Annotated in this window: 21 protein-coding genes; 15 read left to right on the forward strand and 6 right to left on the reverse strand. The window is 54.8% G+C overall.

Translation table 11 applies throughout. The annotated features are described in order from the left end of the window. The first annotated feature begins 155 nt into the window (after window positions 1–155). The 11 genes from EU557_RS02190 to EU557_RS02240 all read left to right on the forward strand — a co-directional run bounded on the left by EU557_RS02190 (window position 156) and on the right by EU557_RS02240 (window position 11907). A complete protein-coding gene (locus tag EU557_RS02190; RefSeq protein WP_135528777.1) occupies window positions 156–1094 on the forward strand; it encodes an alpha/beta fold hydrolase in 939 nt (312 codons plus the stop codon). A gap of 88 nt (window positions 1095–1182) precedes the next feature. Beyond that, on the forward strand, window positions 1183–1767 hold the full coding sequence (locus EU557_RS02195; RefSeq protein ID WP_135528778.1) for a DUF7010 family protein: 585 nt from the start codon (window positions 1183–1185) through the stop codon (window positions 1765–1767). Between the two features lie 31 nt (window positions 1768–1798). After that, on the forward strand, window positions 1799–2905 hold the full coding sequence (locus tag EU557_RS02200; RefSeq protein WP_135528779.1) for a sensor histidine kinase: 1107 nt from the start codon (window positions 1799–1801) through the stop codon (window positions 2903–2905). An 18-nt stretch (window positions 2906–2923) separates the two neighbouring features. Next, window positions 2924–3670, forward strand: coding sequence for a LytR/AlgR family response regulator transcription factor (locus EU557_RS02205; RefSeq protein WP_135528780.1), 747 nt, complete (start codon window positions 2924–2926; stop codon window positions 3668–3670). A 111-nt stretch (window positions 3671–3781) separates the two neighbouring features. After that, on the forward strand, window positions 3782–4042 hold the full coding sequence (locus EU557_RS02210; protein WP_135528781.1) for a hypothetical protein: 261 nt from the start codon (window positions 3782–3784) through the stop codon (window positions 4040–4042). 306 nt (window positions 4043–4348) lie between these two features. Then, the gene (locus tag EU557_RS02215; protein WP_167855059.1) at window positions 4349–7117 is read left to right on the forward strand and encodes a S8 family peptidase; all 2769 of its coding nucleotides are present in this window, start codon (window positions 4349–4351) and stop codon (window positions 7115–7117) included. A 224-nt stretch (window positions 7118–7341) separates the two neighbouring features. Then, entirely contained in the window at window positions 7342–8766 is a 1425-nt protein-coding gene (aspA, locus tag EU557_RS02220; protein ID WP_135528783.1) for an aspartate ammonia-lyase, read from the forward strand. Between the two features lie 188 nt (window positions 8767–8954). Beyond that, a complete protein-coding gene (locus tag EU557_RS02225; RefSeq protein ID WP_135528784.1) occupies window positions 8955–9554 on the forward strand; it encodes a DUF4202 domain-containing protein in 600 nt (199 codons plus the stop codon). Window positions 9555–9937: 383 nt separating this feature from the next. Then, entirely contained in the window at window positions 9938–10633 is a 696-nt protein-coding gene (locus EU557_RS02230; protein ID WP_135528785.1) for a ferritin-like domain-containing protein, read from the forward strand. A gap of 412 nt (window positions 10634–11045) precedes the next feature. Beyond that, complete coding sequence (locus EU557_RS02235; protein WP_135434180.1) at window positions 11046–11294, forward strand: hypothetical protein; 249 nt, start codon at window positions 11046–11048, stop codon at window positions 11292–11294. A gap of 202 nt (window positions 11295–11496) precedes the next feature. Continuing rightward, a complete protein-coding gene (locus EU557_RS02240) occupies window positions 11497–11907 on the forward strand; it encodes a hypothetical protein (protein WP_210115965.1) in 411 nt (136 codons plus the stop codon). 82 nt (window positions 11908–11989) lie between these two features. Here EU557_RS02240 and EU557_RS02245 read toward each other — a convergent pair whose 3' ends face one another. The 3 genes from EU557_RS02245 to EU557_RS02255 form a co-directional block, all read right to left on the reverse strand. Then, window positions 11990–12364: a hypothetical protein gene (locus EU557_RS02245; protein WP_135528786.1), complete on the reverse strand. Its 375-nt coding sequence runs from the start codon at window positions 12362–12364 to the stop codon at window positions 11990–11992. 264 nt (window positions 12365–12628) lie between these two features. After that, window positions 12629–13606, reverse strand: a complete 978-nt coding sequence (locus tag EU557_RS02250) for a DMT family transporter (protein WP_135528787.1) — start codon at window positions 13604–13606, stop codon at window positions 12629–12631. 134 nt (window positions 13607–13740) lie between these two features. Continuing rightward, window positions 13741–16035 (reverse strand): aconitate hydratase, encoded by a 2295-nt coding sequence (locus EU557_RS02255; RefSeq protein WP_135528788.1) that lies wholly within the window; start codon window positions 16033–16035, stop codon window positions 13741–13743. 232 nt (window positions 16036–16267) lie between these two features. Here EU557_RS02255 and EU557_RS02260 point away from each other — a divergent pair, with 232 nt between their 5' ends. Continuing rightward, the gene (locus EU557_RS02260) at window positions 16268–17596 is read left to right on the forward strand and encodes a peroxiredoxin family protein (RefSeq protein ID WP_135528789.1); all 1329 of its coding nucleotides are present in this window, start codon (window positions 16268–16270) and stop codon (window positions 17594–17596) included. 84 nt (window positions 17597–17680) lie between these two features. Here EU557_RS02260 and EU557_RS02265 read toward each other — a convergent pair whose 3' ends face one another. Then, the gene (locus tag EU557_RS02265) at window positions 17681–18247 is read right to left on the reverse strand and encodes a GNAT family N-acetyltransferase (protein ID WP_135528790.1); all 567 of its coding nucleotides are present in this window, start codon (window positions 18245–18247) and stop codon (window positions 17681–17683) included. A gap of 205 nt (window positions 18248–18452) precedes the next feature. On the opposite strand from EU557_RS02265, the gene EU557_RS02270 reads away from it, so the two are divergent. Together EU557_RS02270 and EU557_RS02275 are read left to right on the forward strand one after the other, a co-directional pair. Continuing rightward, window positions 18453–18920 (forward strand): hypothetical protein, encoded by a 468-nt coding sequence (locus tag EU557_RS02270; protein WP_135528791.1) that lies wholly within the window; start codon window positions 18453–18455, stop codon window positions 18918–18920. A gap of 232 nt (window positions 18921–19152) precedes the next feature. Then, entirely contained in the window at window positions 19153–19452 is a 300-nt protein-coding gene (locus EU557_RS02275) for a hypothetical protein (RefSeq protein ID WP_135528792.1), read from the forward strand. Between the two features lie 121 nt (window positions 19453–19573). Here EU557_RS02275 and EU557_RS02280 read toward each other — a convergent pair whose 3' ends face one another. Beyond that, window positions 19574–20110 (reverse strand): hypothetical protein, encoded by a 537-nt coding sequence (locus tag EU557_RS02280; RefSeq protein ID WP_135528793.1) that lies wholly within the window; start codon window positions 20108–20110, stop codon window positions 19574–19576. A 56-nt stretch (window positions 20111–20166) separates the two neighbouring features. Then, window positions 20167–21147, reverse strand: a complete 981-nt coding sequence (locus tag EU557_RS02285; protein ID WP_135528794.1) for a polyprenyl synthetase family protein — start codon at window positions 21145–21147, stop codon at window positions 20167–20169. Between the two features lie 159 nt (window positions 21148–21306). Between EU557_RS02285 and EU557_RS02290 the strand changes: the two genes are divergently transcribed. After that, entirely contained in the window at window positions 21307–22179 is an 873-nt protein-coding gene (locus tag EU557_RS02290) for an alpha/beta hydrolase family protein (protein WP_135528795.1), read from the forward strand. Window position 22180: the final 1 nt, after the last annotated feature.

Raw genomic sequence — 22180 nt, forward strand, 5'->3', positions numbered from 1 at the left:
CTGTTGTAGGCCAGTAGCCGGTGGCAGGCGTCGCAGGTCGGCTAGGTATTCCGACGGTTCGGCCGGCAGATTTACCGTTCGCTGAAATTTGATTCTCCAGGGGAAAAAGACCGGCTAGGTTTGAATCATCAATCAACCGCTAACCGCCTTCTCTTATGAACCTGAATGCTTCCCTCCGCTCCTGCCTTGCCGCTTTCCTGCTCCTGACTGCCAGCACTCCGGCTGCTCTGGCTACAGCCGCAGCGCCCACCGCGGCCGTAGCTGATACTCCGGCCTCGCACCCTGCCTTCACGGTGCAAGTAGTTGGTAAGGGCCAGCCCATGCTGTTAATTCCGGGCCTGACCTGCCCCGGCGCCGTGTGGGAAGCCACCGTGGCACACTACCAGAAGCAGTACCAGTGCCATGTAGTATCGCTGGCTGGTTTTGGCGGCACGCCGGCCCTGCCTAACACCCAGCAATTCCTGCAACAAGTTCGCGACCAGCTGCTGGCCTACATCAAAACCCAGAAGCTCACCCGGCCCGTGGTAGTAGGCCACAGCTTGGGCGGTTTCATGGCCCTTTGGCTCAGCGCCACCCAACCCGAAGCTGTAGGCCCCTTGGTTATCGTGGACTCGCTGCCCTTCTTGGCTGCTATCCAAAACCCGGCGCTGACGGTGGAGCAAGCCAAACCTATGGCCGAGAACATGCGCCAGCAGATGAGCCAGGGTAAAATGTCGGCGGCCGTTGCTCGCCAAACCTCGGCCTCCATGATGTCCGACACTGCTCGCATCTCTCAGGCTACCCGCTGGTCGCTGGCTTCCGACCCCGCCACGGTGGCCCAGGCCTACTACGACCTCATGACCACCGACCTGCGCCAAGACGTGGCCCGCATTCAGCAGCCCACGCTGGTGCTGGGCGCCTGGGCCGCCTACAAGGCCTACGGCTCCACGAAAGAAGGAACCAAGGCCGTATTTGAGCAGCAATATGCCAAGCTGCCTCAGCACCGCATCGAGATGTCGGAAGCAGGCAAGCACTTCCTTATGTGGGACGACACGCAGTGGTTCTTCGCCCAAACCGACGCATTTTTGAAGCAAAACAGCGTGGCTAAAAAGTAACAGGCTCTTGTCGGCACGCTTAACCGGCAGGGCTGCCAAACGCAGCTCTGCCGTTCTTCCTCTATCCATCTTACACTTACTGGCGCATATGCCTCTGCAAGAAGAATTCATGGCCCTACGGCTTGAGCTGTCGGTGAAGGCAAAGAATGGGATTGATTTCCTGGCGGCGGCCAGCGTGGTGTGGGCTGCCATTGCCTTCGTCTGGTTGCTGCCTTACCCACTGGCGCATAAGGCCTTCATCACCTTCTTTGTGGGAGCCGCTACCTTTCCATTGGCCTGGCTTTTCTCGAAGGTGTTCCGCACCACATGGAGCCTCCCGCACAATCCGCTCCAGCCCCTAGGCCTGTGGCTGAATGTTGCGCAGCTGTTTTATTTCCCCTTTCTTATGTTCGTTTATAGCAAGTACCCCTTCTATTTTATCATGACCTACGGCATTATTACGGGGGCACATTTCTTTCCGTATGCCTGGTTTTACCGCGCTCAGCCTTTCGCCATCATGGCGGGCATTATTCCGGTAGGCTGCTTACTGCTGGGCCTGCGCTTGGCCGTAGGCCAGTTGTATCTGATTCCGGCGTTTATGGTTTGCTCACTGCTGGCACTGTGTGGCTTGCTGCTTGTTTCCTATCGTCAGAATAGCAAGGCCTACGCAAGCTTAGCGGTGCCTGCTCACTAACCCGGTTATCCTGCTGCTTCCTCCATTTACTATGTTCTCTTACGCTGCTGTTCCTGCTCCCACCCGCTTGTACTGGCACTGCCAACTCTTTGGCTGGAGCCTCTACTTCGTGGTTTGCCTGTGTGCGTTTGGTTTTATGGGCGCAGCCTCCGCCGACATGGTGAAGATTAACCTGGCCATTGCGGCTACCATGCTAGTCATTACGCATTGGCTGCGCTACCACCTGCGGGCTAATAAGTGGGAGCAGTTGCCGCCTCTGCCGCTGTTGGGGCGCCTGCTGGTTGCCCACGCCCTGCTGTCGGTGATTAGTCAGGTAATTATTGGGGCGCTGATTATTCTACTGATTAAACCTGCCAGCGACGGTAATCCGCACGGCTGGGCGCAGTTTTTTGGCTATGCCGCCAACGTCAACATCTTGCTGTGGCTATGGGCGGGGTTTTACTTTGGCTGGCACTACCTCACTCGCTACAAACAGGCAGAGGTAGATAAGTGGAAGCTGGCAACGGCGGTGCAAGAAGCCGAAATGCGCACCCTGAAGTCCCAGATCAACCCGCACTTCATGTTCAATGGGCTCAATAACATCCGGGCCTTGGTGATGGAAGACCCACTGCGGGCTCGCGACATGATTACCCATCTCTCTGACCTGCTGCGCTATTCCATTCAGCTAAACAGCGCCGAGCAGGTGCCCCTAGGCCGGGAGCTGGAAATAGTGGAGCACTACCTGCAGCTTGAGGCGTTGCAGCTCGAAGAACGCCTCACGTATTCCCTGGACGTAGACCCGGCGGCCCTGCCGGTGCAGGTCCCGCCCATGACGCTGCAATTGCTGGTTGAAAACGCCATTAAGCACGGTATTGCCCCGCGGCCTGAGGGAGGCTTCATTCGGCTGCGGGCTCAACTGGCAACCACTACCAACTCCTTGCACATTGAGGTCCGTAGCACAGGACAATACCAGCCCCAGCCCGGCCGCGAGGGCGTAGGCCTCCGCAATGCCCGCGAGCGAATGGCCCTGTTGTATGGCTCCTCCGCGGGCCTCCGCATTGCTAACGACCCTGCCCAGCGTGAGGTAGTGTTAGCCGAGTTGCAACTCCCTATTACTCCCGCTCAGGTTGCCGCTCCTGCCCTGGTATCCCGCTTTTAATTCGCCCTTACGCTTCCCATGAACGCCCTGTTAGTTGACGACTCTCGCCTGGCCCGCGCCGAACTCCGCCACCTGTTACACGCTTTTCCTGACGTTCAGATTGTCGGCGAGGCCCGCCACGCCGCCGAAGCCCGTACTCAACTCCAACAGCTGCAACCCGATCTGCTGTTTCTCGACATTCATATGCCCGGCGAAACAGGGTTTGAACTGCTGGCTACTCTCGATCAGGCTCCGCACGTCATCTTCACCACCGCCTACGATGAGTACGCGTTGCGGGCTTTCGAGGTAAATGCGCTAGACTATCTGCTGAAGCCGGTGCAAGAAGGCCGTTTGGCTGCCGCGTTGGAGAAGGCCCGCGCGAAGCTTACCGTGCCCGTTTTGGCTACCACGGCCGGGCCCAGTACTGCCGATGAGCCGGCACCTTCCCCCCTTACTGCTCAAGACCAAGTATTTGTGAAAGATGGTGAGCGGTGCTGGTTTGTGCGGCTCGCTGATATTAAGCTGTTTGAAATCAATGGGAGCTACACCCAGATTTACTTTGAGCAGCACCGCCCGCTTATTCCGCGCACTTTGCAGCACCTGGAAGCCCGCCTCGACCCAAAAGTATTTTTCCGGGCTAACCGACAGCAGATCATCAATCTGAAGTGGATTGCCAGTATTGAACCCTGGTTTAGCAATACATTAAAAATTCAGCTTCAAGACGGCCCCGAGGTAGAAGTATCGCGGCAGCAGTCAGTGCGGTTTAAAGAGCTTATGAGCCTGTAAACTTGCAGAATATCAATTCAATTGCATCTTTTTCCCGCTCACGTTAGTACAATAGGAAGAGCCAGTTGCTCACTGCCCGCCGGCAGACTCCCTCACCGAGACTCTCTTCCCATGAAAACGATACTATACATTTCTGTTCTTGGCCTACTGATAACCGGCACCTCGTGCTCCCAGGAAAAAGTCTTGCACAACCCTCGCAATGGCTACGGCTCAGTGAAAGTGAAAGGCGAAAAGCGTGGCAACAACAAAGCCCAGTTCAAGAAGAACCATAATACCATCGGTTTTGGTCTGGATATGAATGGCAACAACCCGTACAAGTTTCGCATGGTCGACTCAGGTAAGCCCTACAAATACACCAACAAGCCCAAATAGGCTATCGTACTGATTTCGAACAAACACAAAAAACCACTCTACTCCGGGGTGGCTTTTTTGTGTCTATTTGAGATACATGATAACTCTACCTAACTGAGCAGTAAATTAATACTAAGCATCATAAGCTAATTTACATTAGCCACTTGACCATAAAATAAGGTTTGCTTCCGGGGCCGTATGTAGGATCCGGAAATGTTACTTTTACGTACTGTTAGTTTCGTCTCTTGTGGCTTCTGTTGGATGGTTAGACTGTTACTCCGTTCCCTATTTTGTGGGTTATTCCTAGGCCTGCTGGTTTTGCCAGTAATGGCCCAAGTGTCTGGTCAGCCTATCTTGGTGGCTCCTGGCACCACCATAGAGCCAGGACGCCTAGTATTCCGGCTTAAACCAGCTTATGCCGCCCAAGCCAAGGCTAATGGCGTGGCAGTAACGGCTTTGCAAACGGCTTTAAGTAGCGTGGGTGCCACGGCCGTGCACCAGAAGTTTCCGCAAGCACAGGGGGTAGCACTCAAGCGCTCAGGCGGGGTTGATTTGAGCCTGTTATACCAAGTAGAGTTTGACCGTAGCTTGGCTCCTGAGAAAGCCTGCCAGCAGCTCCTGCTCAGTGGCGCCGTAGAATATGCGGAGCCCCGCTATAGCCGCCAACCCCTCTACCAGCCCAACGACCCTTTGGCCGACTCTACCAGTGCTAATGGTCAATATCACCTGAAGAATATCCGGGCTTACCGCGCCTGGGACATCACCAATGGTGATACCAGCATGGTGATTGGTATTGTTGATGGCGGCACCCGCTACACGCACGAAGACCTAGCCAGCCAAATTCAGCTCAACCGCCTCGACCCCATTGATGGCATTGACAACGACCATGACGGGTACATCGACAACTACCGTGGCTGGGATTTCGCCGACAACGACAACGACGCTTCTCAGGATCCTACAAGCTTACATGGTATTTTAGTAGCTGGCTGTGCCGCCGCCGCCGCCGATAATAGTAAGGGTATTGCGGGTGTAGGTTACAAGTGCCGCTTCATGCCACTAAAAATATACCCTAGTACCCCCGCGGGTAGCTTTGGAGGGTATGAGGCCATTGTATACGCCGCTGAACATGGGTGTAAAGTCATTAATCTTTCGTGGGGAGGCGAGGGGGGCCGCTCGCAGTTTGAGCAAGATATTATCAACTACGCCGCTATCAACCACGACGTGGTAATAGTAGCTGCAGCAGGTAATACCAACGCCGAGCTGGACTTCTACCCGGCCAGCTACCAAAACGTACTTTCGGTAGCTTCCCTCCTACCTTCAGATGAAAAGGTAACCGCTGCCACCTACAGCCGTCGTGTCGACCTGTCGGCCCCAGGCTTGCAAATATTAACTACGTTAGGCCTTAGCGACACTGATTACCTTGCCGTAGGAGGCTCCTCCTTTGCGGCTCCGCTGGTATCTGGGGCAGCGGCATTAGTACGAGTGAAGTTTCCGCAATACAATGCGGCCCAAGTGGCCGCTCAGCTGCGCCAGACTACCGATAACATCTATGGGCTGCCGGGCAACGCGGCCTATATTGGCAAGCTAGGCACAGGCCGCCTGAACGTATTGCGCGCCGTAGCCCTTACCGACCGCCGGTCGGCCCGGGTGACCAGCAGTGTCCTGACTCCCGCACGGGCTGCCTTCAAACCAGGTGAGGCGCTTCAGCTGACGGTGAATGTGCAAAACCTGCTTCAGCCGGTAACTGCCCTTACCATCACGGTTACATCCCTTTCCTCTTATCTCACGGTACGGCAGGGCACCTTTGTGGCCGGTGCGCTAACCACGCTGCAGCGTATCAGCAATTCCACTACGCCTTATCAGTTGGCAGTAGCAGGCTCTGTGCCGCTCAATACAACGGCGGTGTTGCGCTACCATCTGGAAGACGCTACTACCGGATATCAGGAAGATCAATACGAAACCTTGCTGCTGAATCCGGACTATGTGGTGCTGGATGCGAACGACCTGCGCCTCACGATGACTAGCCGGGGTAAACTGGGCTACGTGAACCTCAATAACAGCATTGGGGAAGGCATCAGCTACAAAAGTGGCTCTCCGCTCTTGTATGAGGGTGGCCTACTGGTTGCTACTTCTCCCACTCGCGTATCCAACAACCTGCGCACCAACTTTCCTAAGAGCGACCAAAACTTCTACTCGCAGGTTCGCGCCACCCTGCGCGACCAAGCCGTACGGGCCGATCAAGAGGCCTATGGTACCTTCCGCGACTCCTTACCCAGCGACACCCGCGGCCGGACCGTTGGAGTGCGGGTACGGCAGGTGGCCTACGCCTGGGCAACTGCCCCGCACCGCGACTACATAATACTGGAATACCACCTGACCAACCTCACGGCTGATACGCTGCGCCCGTTGCACGCAGGCTTGTTCATGGACTGGGACTTGGCACCTAATGCCGCTCGCAATGCAGCCGGCTGGGATTCTACGCGTGCCCTGGCCTACGTGTACGCTCCTGCTTCCCCCAATCAATACGCCGGAGTCAAACACCTTACGGGTGGTAAGCCGAGCGTATATTCCATGGCTGATGATCGGACGGCTCCGGTGTACCTGGGCAATGGTTTCAGTAGCGCCGAGAAGTTCCTGACCCTGAGCAGCGGTACCCGCAATGCTACGGCAGGCCTGCCTTCGGGTACGGATGTAGCTCAGGTGACCGGGGCGGCCTTATCGCGGTTGGCGCCCGGCGACTCCGTGGTTGTGGCGTTTGCCGTGCTGGCGGCTCCTTCCTTGGCTCAGCTACAAGCCGCTGCTGAAGCAGCGCAGTCGCGCTACTCGCAGGTGCTGCCAGTGCGGGCGGCCGCAGCCCCGGCGGGCTTACAGCTCTACCCCAATCCCACCACGGGGCAGGTGCAGCTTGTGCTTCCCACTGGCCTAGGGCCCGCTACCGTGCAGGTGCTTTCTGCGCTAGGCCAGGCGGTGCTGCGTCAGAGCGTGGCGCCCGGCACCACCCAGCTCGACCTGAGCCACCAAGCGGCGGGCATGTACCTGGTGCGGATTTCTACGGCGGCCGGGGTAATCAGTCAGCGGATAGTGGTTCAGCCTTAAACCTATAGGCAAACACTCCGGCACAAGTAGAGCACCAATACCACAGATTTAGTGCGGGTTAGTCCACGGTTTCAGGTGGGCAGCATTCACTTAAGCCAATACGGGAGTACAGGGCTACAAGCAAGCAATGTGGTTGAGCTAAAAGGCCGGTATCTTTGCGGTGCTTTCCTTCCACCCTTGAGCTTTCTTCTCGTAGAAGAAGCTTCCCACCTGAACAATTCCCCATGGAAACTACCCAGCTTGCACAAGCTCCCCGGCTCGAACACGACTTTCTTGGTGAGCGTCTTATCCCCGAGAACGTTTACTATGGCATTCAGACGCTGCGGGCGCTGGAAAACTTCGATATCACGGGTATCCCGCTGAAGGCCGAGCCGCTGTTTGTGCAGTCCCTGGCCTACGTGAAGAAAGCCGCCGCCCTGGCCAACCGCGAGCTGGGTGTACTCGATGCTACTATTGCCGAGTATATCAGTCGGGCCTGCGACCGGGTTATTTCGGGTGAGCTAGATGACCAATTCCTGACCGACATGATTCAGGGCGGCGCCGGCACCTCGGTGAACATGAACGCCAACGAGGTTATTGCCAATGTAGCCCTGGAGATGATGGGCCATCAGAAGGGCGAGTACGAGTTCTGCCACCCCAACAACCACGTCAACTGCTCGCAGTCTACCAACGACGCATACCCCACGGCCTTCCGCATTGCCCTCAACAACAAGCTGGTGGGCTACCGCCGCGCGCTGGAGCAGCTAGCTGATGCCTTTGCCCAAAAAGGCGATGAATTTCAGAACGTCCTGAAAATGGGCCGCACCCAGCTTCAGGATGCCGTACCCATGAGCATGGGCGATGAATTTCGGGCCTTCGCTACCAACCTGCGCGAGGAGCTGCTTCGCATTGATGATAGCCGCCACCTAATTCGGGAAATTAACATGGGGGCCACCGCAATCGGCACCCGGGTAAATGCGCCGACGGGCTACGCGGAACTGGTAACCGAATACCTGCGCGACCTGACTGGCCTAGACCTGGTGCTGGCCGGCGACCTAATTGAGGCTACCTACGATACGGGCGCGTACGTGCAGCTTTCGGGGGTACTCAAGCGCACCGCCGTGAAGCTATCTAAGATCTGTAATGACTTGCGCCTACTTTCCTCGGGGCCGCGCGCGGGTCTGAATGAAATCAATCTACCGCCCCTGCAGCCGGGCTCCAGCATTATGCCCGGCAAGGTAAACCCCGTGGTACCGGAGGTAGTGAACCAAACGGCCTTCTACGTAATTGGCGCCGACCTTACCGTGACCATGGCCGCAGAGGCGGGCCAGTTGCAGCTGAACGTGATGGAGCCCGTTATTTCCTTCGCACTGTTCACCTCTATCTCCTACATGACCCGCGCCTGCCACACCTTGCGTGAGAAGTGCGTGGTGGGCATTACGGCCAATGCGCAGCACACGGAGCAGCAAGTGCGCAACAGCGTGGGCATTGTAACGCAGCTCAACCCTGTGTTGGGCTACGAGACTTCCGCCGAAATTGCCAAAGAAGCCCTGCGCACCGGCAAGTCGGTGTACGACGTGGCCGTGACGGAGCGTCAGCTGCTGACACAGGCCAAGTGGGACGAGATTTTCACCTTTGAAAACCTGATTCGGCCGCACTTCATCCAGTAGCATCTTGCTCAGGCGCACTGCCTGCATAGACACCTTTCAGGCCGCCCCGTTTGCAGAACTTGCTTCGTCAGCAGAGCCGTTGCAAACGGGGCGGCTTTTTCATCTCACTTTCCGCGAGAAAGGTTCCTGCTGGCGTGCAGCCACTATCTTTATAAAACGAGGATTAGTAAGCAGATTACAGGCTTCTTATGAAAGCAGACACGCAGCGATTCGAAACTGCCATTCACCGGTTTGATGAGACCAACAGTGACGATCCGACCATGGAGGTAATTGACGGGCGCTCTTACCCCAAAGAAGTGTTGTATGCCCAACGCATGAGCGCCTGCCTCGACCAGGTGGCTCCCACCGCCAGCGAGCCGCTGCGCTTAGCGGTGCGATGCCAGCACATCCGCCGGTGGGCCATTCCACGCCAAGACTTTCCCATGACCCGCGCCGGTTACCATCAGTGGCGTAACACACTCAAGAAATATCACGCCGAGGTAGCGGGCCGCCTGCTGCAGGAGGTGGGATATGAGCCCGAAACCATCCTTCGCGTACAGGCGCTGCTGCAAAAGCAGCAGCTACAGCATGATCCGGAAGTGCAGTTGCTGGAAGACGTCATCTGCCTGGTGTTTCTGGAATACTACTTTCAGGATTTTGCCGCTCAACACCCTGAGGAGAAGGTGATTGACATTGTGCAGAAAACCTGGCGCAAAATGACACCCCAAGGGCATGAGCTAGCCCTGCAGCTACCCCTCGCTCCCACTGCACAAGCACTTGTAGCGAAGGCATTAGCAAGTGCTGAGTAAGTAGCCTGGTGCCATAGTGGCCTAGAAAGCTGACTTACAACTTCATTCTATTTTAGCACGTCAGCCTGACGAAGAAGGATCTTCTCAGGTAAGAACGACAGGCCTAGATGGTCCTTCTCACCGCTCAGGATGATGTTACCCTCCCTGCCCTCATTATACAAGGCGAGGCAGTGGCCTTGCGGGAAGAGCTCTGCCAGGGCTAGCTACATGCCAGATGGTTAGGTAGTGGAGGCAGGTAGCATGAAATTATTCTGTGGGTGCGGATGAGTGGCCTAGGACAGGCTGAAACAGGCTTTTCACCATCTACTTTGTAAACTCAACTTAACTAACCACTTACGCAAGTCGTATGCAGTAGCACTTTCCACTACTAATACTCTTGCTGTATGGACCAGAATTCATCCAATACCTCCTCCGCTACTTCTTCAACTGGCAACCCCTTAGTTAATCAGGCGTTGCAGTGGCTCAACCAAGATAATCTCGGCGACCTGCTCTCGAAACTGTCTCCGTCGCTGAAAAATGCCGGTACTCAGTTAACCGCGCGCTACAACAAACTGAGCACTACTCAGAAGATAGTAGGCGGCGCCCTGCTAGTAGCAGGCGTTACATACCTGAGCCGCCGTGGCGCTGCTAGCAAAACCGGTAGCTCTAGCCAGGCTGATACGCTTAATGAACTGCTCTACTTCGTTAACGACCGGATTGAGGGCTATCAGCGTGCAGTAGATGAAAGCACCGACCCCGAACTGAGCGGTTACTACAAGCAACTTGTTAGTCAGAGCCAACTGTTCGCTAACGAGCTAAACAAGGCTCTGCGCGAACAAGGCGGTGAGCAACAAACCAGCACAACTATGAAGGGCAAGCTATACCGTAGCTGGATGGACGTGAAAGCGGCTGTTACGGGCAGCGATGAGAAAGCTATTCTTGGCTCTAATGTATACGGCGAAGAGTGGGCTATCAAGGCCTACGAAGATGCGTTGAGCGACAATACTCTATCGGGCTCCTTACGTCAGGCTGTGCAGCGCCAATACGCTACTTCTAAAAAGACGTATGATCGTCTGAAGAAGCTGGAAGCGAAGCACTAGGCGTCTCTCCTGTTTTGCCCCATAATAACGCCCCCGATAGTAGCTCAAGAGCTACTATCGGGGGCGTTATTATTTTGCTCAGATTGAAGCTAGATAGGCAAATACTCTTGCACTACGTTGCACTAAGCTTATAACGTTTACTCGAACTATTGCCTCGAATATGCACTATGATCAGACCCAAAATTAGCTAGCCCATGGGAACTTTTTCTACTAATCACATTAGCCAATTATCCACTCAATCTAACACCCGTTAGTTAAAAACAGTATCTCCTAAATCAGGAATTAGATGGGTCTAATCTTTATTAAAACCAGATTAAATAACTCATCAGGGCAGTATCTGCTTAATATCTGTACCCACCTATTTTCTTCTAATTATTTTAGTTATTCAGACGCGATATTCGTATCTTTGGATATGTCGAAAGTCAAGCTTCCTGTTCCGATTCCCGTCCAGCAGTATGCCCGATGCGTGGACGCTAGCCGCCGCCCCGCCGACCACGTCGGCGACTGGCCTGAGGCGGGGCGCGTGTATCCTGTGCAGGTGCGTCGCAACGCCCGCACTGGCGAACCGCAGATCCATGTGCTCGGCTTTTATGCCGAGCGGCCGTATGGCGCGTTTGCCCGCCATCGTTTTGAAACGGTGGCCAACGTGTGGCTCAATTAGCCTCCGGCCTTTCTCTTCCCGCCACTCTCCTACCCCGGCTGCTTCTGCTATGCTACGCGGAAGTAACCGGGTTTCTTTTTACCTAATTTCTACACTCTACATATACTCCTGCATCCCTCGACCCAACTTGCAGCTGGCGAGGCGCCCGGAGTGTTTTTCAATGGCTGTTTCGGCTGATATCTTTGCGGCATCTTTCTGCCCCATGCAACACGCCACCGAAGAGACATACACCATTCCCGCGCCCTACCGCCGGATGGAAAACATGCACATCCTGTTCTGGCTGCTCAAGGACATTGGGTGGTGCATGATCTGGAAGCCCCTAGGCCTATCCATGATTATTCCCACACTGAGCATAGCTGTGCTCATCACCTGGCGCACCCGTAGTATCAAGGCAGAACTGGCCCACAACCTGGCCATTGTATTCTGGATTACCGCTAACTCCTATTGGATGATCAGCGAGTTTTTTGGATTTGATACAGCACACGTTTGGGGCAGCATCACGGGCAAGCACATGGCCCTACTGCCCTTCCTGACTGGCCTAACCATTCTGCTGTATTACTACTTAGTGCAGAAACCACAGGAAGCGCGGGCGGCGCAAGTAGCTATCCTCTAACCGACAAAACGCTAACAGCCGCCTCCCTGTCTTTTCAGGAAAGGCGGCTGCCCTAGGCCTGCTGGTTACAAGCGGTTCTATTCTACATTTCCACGTCAACCTGCACAGTTTCCTGTGGGGCCAGCTTGGGCACCAGCGCATGATAAGTCAGAATGGGCGCGTCGTTGGTCATGCCTCGGGTAAACTTCACCTGCAGTTTCAGCTGCCCAGTTTCACACTCCCGCGCGTAGGTGTACGCAATAGAGGAGCCGCCACTGGCCGAGCCTTTGTTGCCAATCACCAAATCGAATTTCGTGAAGTCGATTTGTGGGTGGCAACTACCGGTTACCAGCTTGTCGAAATCTGCCTGGTTCCGGATGATAGTATAAGTTTGGTCAAGGCTAATACTGAGCTGTCTGCGCGAATCCGTACAGCCGTACTCTTTTTCCAAACTGGTAGTGGGCAGAGTAGTATTCACGCAGGGTTCCGTGTCGCCTCCGCAAGTGCTACAACCGGTGAATAGTAAAGCCAGCAGGCCGCTAGCAACAAGTGTAGTTGTACGTTTCATAACAGCTTTCTGCATTGTGAATAGGTGATATATAATGCGGAGGCGCGTCCCACTGGAATAGTTGCAAATCTCCTATAAAACAAAACGGCTGCCCTCCTTACCCAGAAAGACCACCATTGTCAGTCAACAGATCAGGAAGTATTTCTGCCATAGTTGAACACCGCTGCACTAATCTTAGCCCACGCCGGCCTTCGCGTCTTGCGCGGTATTCTGGGGCTGCGGGGCTACGATTGCAGCCGTTTTCTCTTGTTTCCAGCCAATCAGCAGCACGCCCACTATTACCAACGCCGTACCCACTATTTGCTCCGTGAAGATCTTCTCACCCAACACGTAATGCGCCTGCACAATAGTAGACACCGGCCCAATACCGCTGATAATGGCCACGTTGTTGGAGCCGATCTTCTTCATGCCCTGCGAAATCAGAAAGGAGGGCAACACGGTAGCCAGAATGGCCAACAGCAGGCCATACATCCACATGCCCTGGCCTAGCTTTACCTGCCGGACGTCATGCGTCAGCAAAAAATGCATGAACACCCCGGCCGTTGCCGCCAACATGGCGTAGGCCGTGAACTTGTTGGCCCCTACCCGCGGGATTATCTTGCCACTTCCTACAATATAAATGGAGTAAGTAATGGCGCACATAAACACGAGGCCACTGCCCAAGTAAAAGTTGGGGTTCTTCGAATCAATGGATAGCTCTCCGAAATACGCTAGGGCAATGCCCACGTAAGTAAGCAACAAGGCTATTCGCTGCGTTTTGGATATGTGCTGCTCGAAGAAATACGCGTTAATAAACACTGCAAAACTCGGGTACAGAAACAGAATCAAACGCTCTAATCCCGCCGAGATATACTGCAGGCCTAGAAAATCGAAAAGGCTGCTCACATAGTACCCTAGCAACCCAATACCACTGACTAGCAACCACTCCCGGCTCGTCATGCGCACGTTGCCTTTTTGGGTGCTCACCAAGAAAGCTGCTGCCAGGTAAAACGGCAGCGAGAATACCATCCGCAGAGCCAGCAGCGTCACGGCATCGGTATGCGTGTGCCCGAAAGCCAGCTTTACAAGTATTGCCTTAGTTGAGAATAGTATTGCTCCCAGCAGGGTAATCAGAAAGCCGACGATGGAAACGGCTTGTTTGGTAGAGGCCATGTAGCCTTGAAAAGAGGTGGTGATAGAGTGAGTACTGGCCTAGCAACAAGGTACGGGCCCGTCTTGTCTGGTAATACAGAAAACGGCCGCCTCCTTTGCAGGAAACGGCCGTTTTGCGTGGCGCTAGGCCAGGTTTACTTCTGCGACAGCTGGGCGCCGCCCGACTCCTGCAGACGGATCAGGTTCAGGGCCGAACCGGCTTTGAACCACTCAATCTGACCCTGGTTATAGGTGTGGTTCACCGTGATGAGGTCAGTGTCGCCGTCGGCGTGGTGCAGACGCACCTGCAGAGGCTGACCTGGGGCGAACGACGTGAGGCCGAGGATGTCGATGGTATCGTCTTCCTCGATCAGGTCGTAGTCAGCCTTGTTAGCGAAGGTCAAGGCGAGCATGCCTTGCTTCTTCAGGTTGGTTTCGTGGATACGAGCGAAGCTCTTCACCAGGATGGCGCGCACGCCCAGGTGGCGGGGCTCCATGGCGGCGTGCTCCCGCGACGAACCTTCTCCGTAGTTCTCGTCACCTACTACGATAGATCCAATGCCCTGCGCTTTGTAGTTACGAGCTACCTGCGGTACTGCCGAGTATGGCGTACCTTGGGTCATGCCATCTTTCACAGAGTTAGCCTCGCCGTTGAATGCGTTGGTAGCTCCGATGAGCATGTTGTTGGAGATGTTGTCTAGGTGACCACGGTATTTCAACCACGGGCCAGCCATCGAGATATGGTCGGTGGTGCACTTACCTTGGGCCTTGATGAGCAGACGCAGACCCGTCAGGTCGGTGCCTTCCCATGGCTTGAAGGGGTCAAGCAGCTGCAGACGGTCGGAACCTGGGTCTACAATTACCTGTACGGCCGAGCTGTCAACGGCGGGGGCCTGGTAGCCAGCATCCTCAACGGCGTAGCCCTGAGGAGGCATTTCGAGGCCGTGCGGCTCATCGAGGCGTACCTGCTGACCGTCTTTAGTAGTCAGCGTATCAACCAGCGGGTTGAAGGTCAAGTCGCCGGCAATAGCGAATGCCGTCACGATTTCGGGCGAGGCCACGAAAGCGTGCGTGTTCGGGTTACCGTCGTTACGCTTAGCGAAGTTCCGGTTGAACGAGGTGATGATGGAGTTACGACGCTTGGGGTCGTCGGTGTGACGGGCCCACTGTCCGATGCACGGACCGCACGCATTAGCTAGTACCACGCCGCCCATCTGAGCGAAGGTATCCAGCAAGCCATCACGCTCTACCGTGTAGCGCACCAGCTCCGAGCCAGGCGTTACGGTGAATTCGGCGTTTACGGTTAGGCCTTTAGCCACGGCCTGCTCTGCAATAGAAGCAGCCCGGGTGATGTCTTCGTACGAAGAGTTGGTGCAGGAACCGATCAGGCCTACTTCCAGCTTCTCGGGCCAGCCGTGCTCTTTTACAGCTGCCGCGAACTGCGAAATTGGCCAAGCAGCGTCTGGCGTGAACGGGCCGTTCACGTGGGGCTCCAGCTCGGAGAGGTTGATTTCGATCAGCTGATCGTAGAAGTTGGCTGGGTTAGCATACACTTCGTCGTCGGCGCGCAGGTGCTGGCGCACGCCATCAGCCAGAGCAGCCACTTCAGCACGCTCCGTACCGCGCAGGTACTCCGACATTTTATCGTCGTAGCTGAATACCGAAGTAGTGGCACCGATTTCAGCACCCATGTTGCAGATGGTAGCCTTACCAGTGCACGACATGCTTTCGGCACCCTCCCCAAAGTACTCTACGATAGCGCCAGTACCACCTTTTACGGTCAGGATACCAGCCACTTTCAGAATTACGTCTTTAGGAGCCGTCCAGCCGTTGAGCTTACCGGTCAGCTTCACGCCAATTACTTTCGGGAACTTCAGCTCCCAGGCCATGCCGGCCATTACGTCAACAGCGTCAGCACCACCTACCCCAATAGCAATCATGCCTAGGCCACCGGCGTTGGGAGTGTGCGAGTCAGTACCGATCATCATGCCGCCGGGGAAGGCGTAGTTCTCGAGTACTACTTGGTGAATGATACCAGCACCGGGCTTCCAGAAGCCGATGCCATATTTATTAGATACCGAAGCCAGGAAGTCATATACTTCCTTGTTCTCGGAGTTTGCAATGGCCAAATCCTCGTCGGCTCCTTCTTTAGCCTGAATCAGGTGGTCGCAGTGTACAGTGCTGGGCACCGCCACTTTGGCTTTACCAGCCTGCATGAACTGCAACAGCGCCATTTGGGCCGTAGCGTCCTGCATAGCAACACGGTCTGGGGCAAAGTCGACGTAGGAAACGCCCCGCTCATACGCCTGCGAAACAGAGCCGCCGTACAGGTGAGCGTACAGGATTTTTTCAGTCAGGGTAAGCGGGCGGCCAACGGCGGTACGGGCGGCTTCAATGCGGGAGCCCATGCCATCGTACACGGCCTTGATCATTTCTAAGTCAAACGCCATAATGCGAAAGTGAAAAATAGTGGAGAGAACGAACCTGCTAGCGGCAGGTCCGCAAATATACGTATCGGTCGGCCCGCGGGCCAACTTTTAGGGGCTTTGCCACTACCCTAAATCCTCATTTAGAATCATTCTAACGAATAATCAAGGAATAGAGGCAGCTTACGTGGCCTTTGATTATAAACTAATAACCATCGGCAGTAGTTTAGCCTCGAATTCACTTAACATTTTCATCATGCCCGTAGCCATTGCAATACGCAAGGCCATAACCGGGGCCGGACTCGCGCTGGCCGCGGTGGCCTGTCAGTCCAATTCGACATCCTCTGAAAACCAAGCCGCCACTGGCGCAGCCACCCCGCTCAGCGCCGGCACTTGGCGCGGCGTGCTCAGCACCCAAGGCCAGGAAATTCCTTTCCTGTTTGACGTAGCTACTGATGGCGGCAAGCCCACCGTTACGCTGCGCAACGGTGAGGAGCGCTTGAAGCTCGACGAAATCAATACCGCCGGCGACTCCACCACCATCCGCCTCGGGGTATTTGATGCCGCTCTGGTAGTGCGCCCCGATGGTGCCGATAAGCTTAAGGGAGCCTGGGTAAAGTATGATGCTAAGGAGCCCTACCGCGTGGCCTTTACTGCCGCAAAAACCACCGCCTCACAAGACCTGTTTACTGGCGGCACCAAGAAAGCCGAGGTGTACGGTGACTTAAAGCAGGGCGCTACGTTCCGTACCGAGTTTAAGGACGAGGACGGCAAAACCTATCCGGCCGTTGGTATCATTCAGCAAGACTCAACCGGTGGCTCCGGAATTACCGGCACGTTCCTGACCACCACCGGCGACTATCGCTACCTGGCTGGCAACCTAGTAACGAAGGCTGATGGGGAGCACGTGCTGCTCTCTACATTTGATGGCAGCCACGGCTTCCTGTTCGATGGCAAGCTCGACAAGCCCGGCAACATCAATAGCATTAAGGGCGACTTTTACAGTGGTAAAGGCGGCCACGAAACCTGGACGGCCGTGCTGGATGCCAATGCAAAGCTTCCCGATGCCAACGCTCTTACCGGCATGAAGCCCGGCCAGAAAAAGCTCAGCTTCAAGTTCCCGAATATCTTCGAAGGCGGCAGCATCTCCCCTTCTGACCCCAAGTATGCCGGCAAAGTAGTAGTTCTGCAGATTCTGGGCTCTTGGTGCCCCAACTGCATGGATGAAACTAACTTCCTGGCGCCCTGGTACGAGAAGAACAAAAGCCGCGGCGTAGAAATTATAGGCCTAGGCTACGAGCGCACCGAAGACCAGAAGCTGGCCTCGCAGAAACTCCTGAAAATGAAGCAGCGCATGAACGTCGGCTACGACCTAGCGGTAGCCGGTGTAGCCGACAAAGATGCCGCCAGCAAATCGTTGCCGCAGCTTGCTAAGGTGCTGGCCTTCCCCACCACCATTTTCCTGGATAAGAAAGGTGAGGTGCGCAAGATCCATACGGGCTTCTCCGGCCCCGGCACCGGCAAGTACTACCAGCAGGAAATCGACGAGTTCAACAAAACGATTGATCAGCTGCTGGCCGAATAGCTAGGCCAGTAAGTCCTTCTCTATTCTAATCAAAAGGCCTGCTACCATGTGGAAGCAGGCCTTTTGCATTATCACCAACTAGGGTTACTGACTTGTTCGGGGCCGTTCCAGTAGCAGAATGGGTTCGTTGTAGTAGGTAGCGCGGGCAAATTCTTGGAAACCGAACTTGTAGGCCACTTTAAGTGAAGCTGCATTGTCAGGATCGATGATGCAGGTCATGCGGGCAGTGGGGAAGTGCTCGTCGGCCCACTGCAGCGCGGCGCGCACAGCTTGGCTGGCGTAACCCCGGCCATGAATGCGCGGCGCCAGCGCCCACCCAGCTTCGAGGGTACCTTTGATGGAAGGCGTTAGGTCGCGCTGAAAGTCAAAGAACCCAACGGTACCAATGAAGCGTCCGGTAGCTTTTTCCTCCACCGACCACGCACCGTAGCCTAGCAACGTCCAGTGGCCTTGCTGCGCCAAGAGGCGGCGCCAGGCGTCTTCCTCGGTTTGCGGCTTGCCTCCTACGTAACGGTAAAAATCGGGGTCGGCAGCCATGGCGGCAAACTCCGGCAGATCAGTGATGCGCGGGCCACGCAGAAGTAGATCCTGAGTTTCGAGTTGAGGCACGGCCGCTGGGGGCGTGGCAGGCAGGCGTAGCGGTTGGGTCATGTGGCCAAAGTAATAAAATAGCGCTATTGCACCCTAAAGCTGCTTTTCAGAACTGGGCGATTAATTGGGGAGATTAGTCGGATTTATTGAGTGCTTGATGGATAACAAGGAAGGTGGCCTAGAATCGGGCATCTGGTTTGAAAGAGGGCTAGGCAGAACGCAGCGTCTCACTTCAATCATACCAACCTTCCCATTCCATACAACCATGAAAAAGCAACTGTTTAGCCTCGCCCTTCTCCTCAGCCTCGGTACTTCCTTCGTAGCCAGCGCGGCCCCTGTGCTGCTTGGCCAAGACCACGATAAAATCAGCCGCAGCGACCATGGCCGCCGGGGCGGCAAAGACAACGCCCAGGACCGTCAGCGCCGCCAAGATGAACTAGCCCGCGACCTAGACCTGAACGCCAAGCAAAAGGGCAAGCTGGAGAAAATCTTCCAGGATCAGCACCAGCAAATGCAGGCTCTGCGCAACCGCAAAGGCCTCGACCGCAGCAAGATGATGAGCGAGGCCCAGGACATCCGCAAGAGCACTGATAAAAAGCTCAAGAGCGCCCTCACCAAAGCGCAGTACGCAAAGCTGGAAGCCAAGCGCCAAGAGCGGCACCGCGACATGGGCCAACGCAATGGCTGGCAGCAAAACGGCCGCCGCGACTTTGGAGGCCAGCGCCGCAGCTAAGCATAGCAGGCCAGCTGCTCAGCCGCTAATCCTCAGCTCATTTACCAACAGCGCCCCGCGTTTAATTACGCGGGGCGCTGTTGCGTTTTAACTTCTCTAGGCCACTGCTACTGACCTAAGGCTTCCAAACAGCCTACCCTTTTAGCGCCGCCTGCGTACTTCCCTATGCGGCTGCGCTTAGCAGTTGCATTACCCGCTCTGATTTCCTTTCCGTAACCAAACTCTCTTCCCTATGTGGATCCAACAAAAAAGCACCCCCGCGCCACTCGATGAACTGCAAGGCCATACCGTAGGCCTCAAATTCGAGTGTAACCAGTGCCACACCGAAGTATTCACCGACTCGCTGGGCGTGCCCGCCGCCGACCACTTGGCTAACTCCACCGAGGACGATGGTCAGTTTGAAACCGAAGAAATAAAGTGCCCCGGCTGTGACATGACGCACGCCATCACCGTCAAGAGTACCTTCGACGGAGTGCATTTCGATGTTTCCGACGTGCAGCCCGAGAAAGTATCTTACCAGATCAACCACTAAGTTATTCTGCGTAATAAACAAGAAAGACGAAAAGGCCTAGGCCTTTTCGTCTTTCTTGTTTATCCAAAGACCCACACTTGAGTAGAGAACTCTAATAAGCCTCAAATTCAAACAGTAATGTTTATGGCTCAATTGTATAAGGCAGATTAAACCTGCCATTTTCTACTTTTATCATAGGTTGGCTACCATTGCACAAGTTACCATTAAATGAACCGATCATGGTGTGAGCGGCAGTATTGACTGACTCAATCTTTATTGTAAAATTTTTATTATTAACATCACAGTAATCGTTCCTAAAAGTATACCCAGCACTTCCATTATTAGTTAGATAATCAGCGTATATACGCATATTTGATTTACTATCACCAAATTCTCCTGGGGCTTCAATGGATACATTATCATCCAATTGAAAGGCATACAAGGTTATTTCCTCAGATGTGGAAGCGGAAGAAGTGAAGAGAGTAACCCTGCCAATATACCCATTACTCGGCTTACGAATTTTTAAAGTAGTATGATTTGGGTCAACTGGAAATGTTTTGCCGTTTACCATTAGCCGGAGAGTATTGGTAGGCAGCGAATCTGAAGGGGCATTTGTGTCTTTAGAGCAACCAAGCAAGAACACAGAAGCAAGACAGGTAACAAAAAGATTTTTTTTCACTACAGTTTATAATTACATTATACTAGGAATTATATTAAGAAAGCAAAATCCCACACCTACTTCTCCCGCTCAATAGTATAGTTGATCAACTGCTCGAGGGAGTTGCGCGAGGCCGACTCCGGGAAGGTCCGTAGGATGGTCAGGGCCTCGTCGCGGTAGCTTTCCATTACTTTAATAGCGTACTCTAGGCCACCCGATTTCTTCACGAAATCGATAACGGCCTGCACGCGGTCTTTGCGGCCATCGTTGTTTTTCACGTTGAAGATGACGCGGCGCTTAGTAAGCCAGTCGGCTTGCTGCAGGGCGTAGATGAGCGGCAGGGTCATCTTCTTCTCCTTAATATCGATACCGACGGGCTTGCCCACCTCCGCGGTGCCAAAGTCGAACAGGTCGTCTTTGATCTGAAAAGCCATGCCGACCTTCTCCCCGAAAAGGCGGGCCCGCTCCACGGTTTCTTTGTCGGCCCCAGCCGACGCGGCACCCACGGCGCAGCAGGAAGCAATGAGAGAGGCCGTTTTCTGCCGGATGATATCGAAGTACACGTCCTCCGTAATATCAAGGCGGCGGGCTTTTTCAATCTGGAGCAGCTCGCCTTCGCTGAGCTCACGCACGGCGTTATTTACAATTTTGAGCAGGTCAAAATCGTCGTTTTCGAGGGCCAGTTGCAAGCCGCGCGCCAACAGATAGTCGCCTACCAATACGGCAATCTTGTTCTTCCAAAGAGCATTGATGGAAAAGAATCCTCGCCGGTAATTGCTCTCATCCACCACATCATCGTGCACGAGGGTAGCCGTGTGCAGCAACTCAATGAGTGCCGCGCCGCGGAACGAAGCTTCCGGTAACGGGTCGCCGCCGCTGATTTTGGCCGTGAAGAACACGAACATGGGCCGGATCTGCTTGCCCTTGCGCTTCACAATGTACCCCATGATTTTATCCAGAAGCAGCTGCCGCGTTTTCATGGAGGCCCTGAACTTAAGTTCAAACTCCTCCATTTCGGCGGCAATAGGCGCTTGTATCTGGTCCAGCGTTACGTTCATGCGGGTATTTTGGGCGGTGCAATGATACGCTGAAAAGGTGAGTAGTGAGATAGTAAACTCACGAGTTAAGCGTTCTATTCAGCGCAGCGCGGCAAATACCGCCGCAACTAGCTGTTTCGCGTTCATCATCTCCCCACTTTCTGCACTTACCTTAGTGCTATGCCAATTCAGCCCGTTCGCCTCGACTTCCTGCTCTCCTCTCCCCATCATACGAGGCCATTTGAGGCCGATGCCCGCTACATTCCCGATGGGCAGCCTAAGCCCGTGGTAGTGTTTGTGCATGGTTTTAAGGGCTTTAAAGACTGGGGCCACTTCAACCTGCTCGCCGACTATTTTGCTCAGCAGGGCTTTGTGTTCGTGAAGCTGAACCTCTCGCACAACGGCCTAGTAGTAGGTGGCTCCGGCGACTTGGAGGACTTAGAAGCATTTGGCCACAACAACTTCAGCCTGGAGCTCGACGATATTGGGAGTCTACTAACTACACTGCTCGACCCGAAGGCTACTCCCCTACCCGCCCCCGAAACCGACTTGACCCGTCTCGCGCTCCTTGGCCATAGCCGCGGGGGTGGCCTAGTGCTGCTCAAGGCCGCCGAAGACGCCCGCGTCAAAGCCGTAGTTACGTGGGCGGCCATTAATAATGTGAACCCCGGCTGGACGGAGGAGCTTATGCAGCACTGGGAGAAAGAGGGAGTATTTCACGTAGAAAACAGCCGCACCAAACAGCAGCTTCCGCTTTACTTTCAGATAGTAGAAGACTACCACCAAAACCGCCTACGCCTAGACATTCCGCACAACGTCCGCCGCAAACTCCGTAACAGGCCTACTCTCATTGTACACGGCGACCAAGACGAAACTGTAGCCGTGCAAAAGGCCCATGAGTTGAAGAGCTGGCACCCGGAGGCGGAGCTTGCCATCTTGCCCGGCGTAACGCACAATCTTGGCGGCGGGCACCCCTGGCTGCAAGCGTCATTGCCCACAGAAGCCCATCAGACCGCTGATGTGACTATTGAATTTCTTCGCCGCGTGCTCTAGG

Source organism: Hymenobacter wooponensis, from assembly GCF_004745865.1.
GTDB lineage: Bacteria > Bacteroidota > Bacteroidia > Cytophagales > Hymenobacteraceae > Hymenobacter > Hymenobacter wooponensis.

Coding starts and splice junctions, on each gene's coding strand:
- EU557_RS02290 (WP_135528795.1), top strand. CDS start 21,307: ATGCCAATTCAGCCCGTTCGCCTCGACTTCCTGCTCTCCTCTCCCCAT.
- EU557_RS02210 (WP_135528781.1), top strand. CDS start 3,782: ATGAAAACGATACTATACATTTCTGTTCTTGGCCTACTGATAACCGGC.
- EU557_RS02215 (WP_167855059.1), top strand. CDS start 4,349: ATGGCCCAAGTGTCTGGTCAGCCTATCTTGGTGGCTCCTGGCACCACC.
- EU557_RS02235 (WP_135434180.1), top strand. CDS start 11,046: ATGTCGAAAGTCAAGCTTCCTGTTCCGATTCCCGTCCAGCAGTATGCC.
- EU557_RS02275 (WP_135528792.1), top strand. CDS start 19,153: ATGTGGATCCAACAAAAAAGCACCCCCGCGCCACTCGATGAACTGCAA.
- EU557_RS02190 (WP_135528777.1), top strand. CDS start 156: ATGAACCTGAATGCTTCCCTCCGCTCCTGCCTTGCCGCTTTCCTGCTC.
- EU557_RS02255 (WP_135528788.1), bottom strand. CDS start 16,035: ATGGCGTTTGACTTAGAAATGATCAAGGCCGTGTACGATGGCATGGGC.
- EU557_RS02285 (WP_135528794.1), bottom strand. CDS start 21,147: ATGAACGTAACGCTGGACCAGATACAAGCGCCTATTGCCGCCGAAATG.
- EU557_RS02250 (WP_135528787.1), bottom strand. CDS start 13,606: ATGGCCTCTACCAAACAAGCCGTTTCCATCGTCGGCTTTCTGATTACC.
- EU557_RS02195 (WP_135528778.1), top strand. CDS start 1,183: ATGCCTCTGCAAGAAGAATTCATGGCCCTACGGCTTGAGCTGTCGGTG.
- EU557_RS02230 (WP_135528785.1), top strand. CDS start 9,938: ATGGACCAGAATTCATCCAATACCTCCTCCGCTACTTCTTCAACTGGC.
- EU557_RS02225 (WP_135528784.1), top strand. CDS start 8,955: ATGAAAGCAGACACGCAGCGATTCGAAACTGCCATTCACCGGTTTGAT.
- EU557_RS02270 (WP_135528791.1), top strand. CDS start 18,453: ATGAAAAAGCAACTGTTTAGCCTCGCCCTTCTCCTCAGCCTCGGTACT.
- EU557_RS02240 (WP_210115965.1), top strand. CDS start 11,497: ATGCAACACGCCACCGAAGAGACATACACCATTCCCGCGCCCTACCGC.
- EU557_RS02265 (WP_135528790.1), bottom strand. CDS start 18,247: ATGACCCAACCGCTACGCCTGCCTGCCACGCCCCCAGCGGCCGTGCCT.
- aspA (WP_135528783.1), top strand. CDS start 7,342: ATGGAAACTACCCAGCTTGCACAAGCTCCCCGGCTCGAACACGACTTT.
- EU557_RS02260 (WP_135528789.1), top strand. CDS start 16,268: ATGCCCGTAGCCATTGCAATACGCAAGGCCATAACCGGGGCCGGACTC.
- EU557_RS02205 (WP_135528780.1), top strand. CDS start 2,924: ATGAACGCCCTGTTAGTTGACGACTCTCGCCTGGCCCGCGCCGAACTC.
- EU557_RS02200 (WP_135528779.1), top strand. CDS start 1,799: ATGTTCTCTTACGCTGCTGTTCCTGCTCCCACCCGCTTGTACTGGCAC.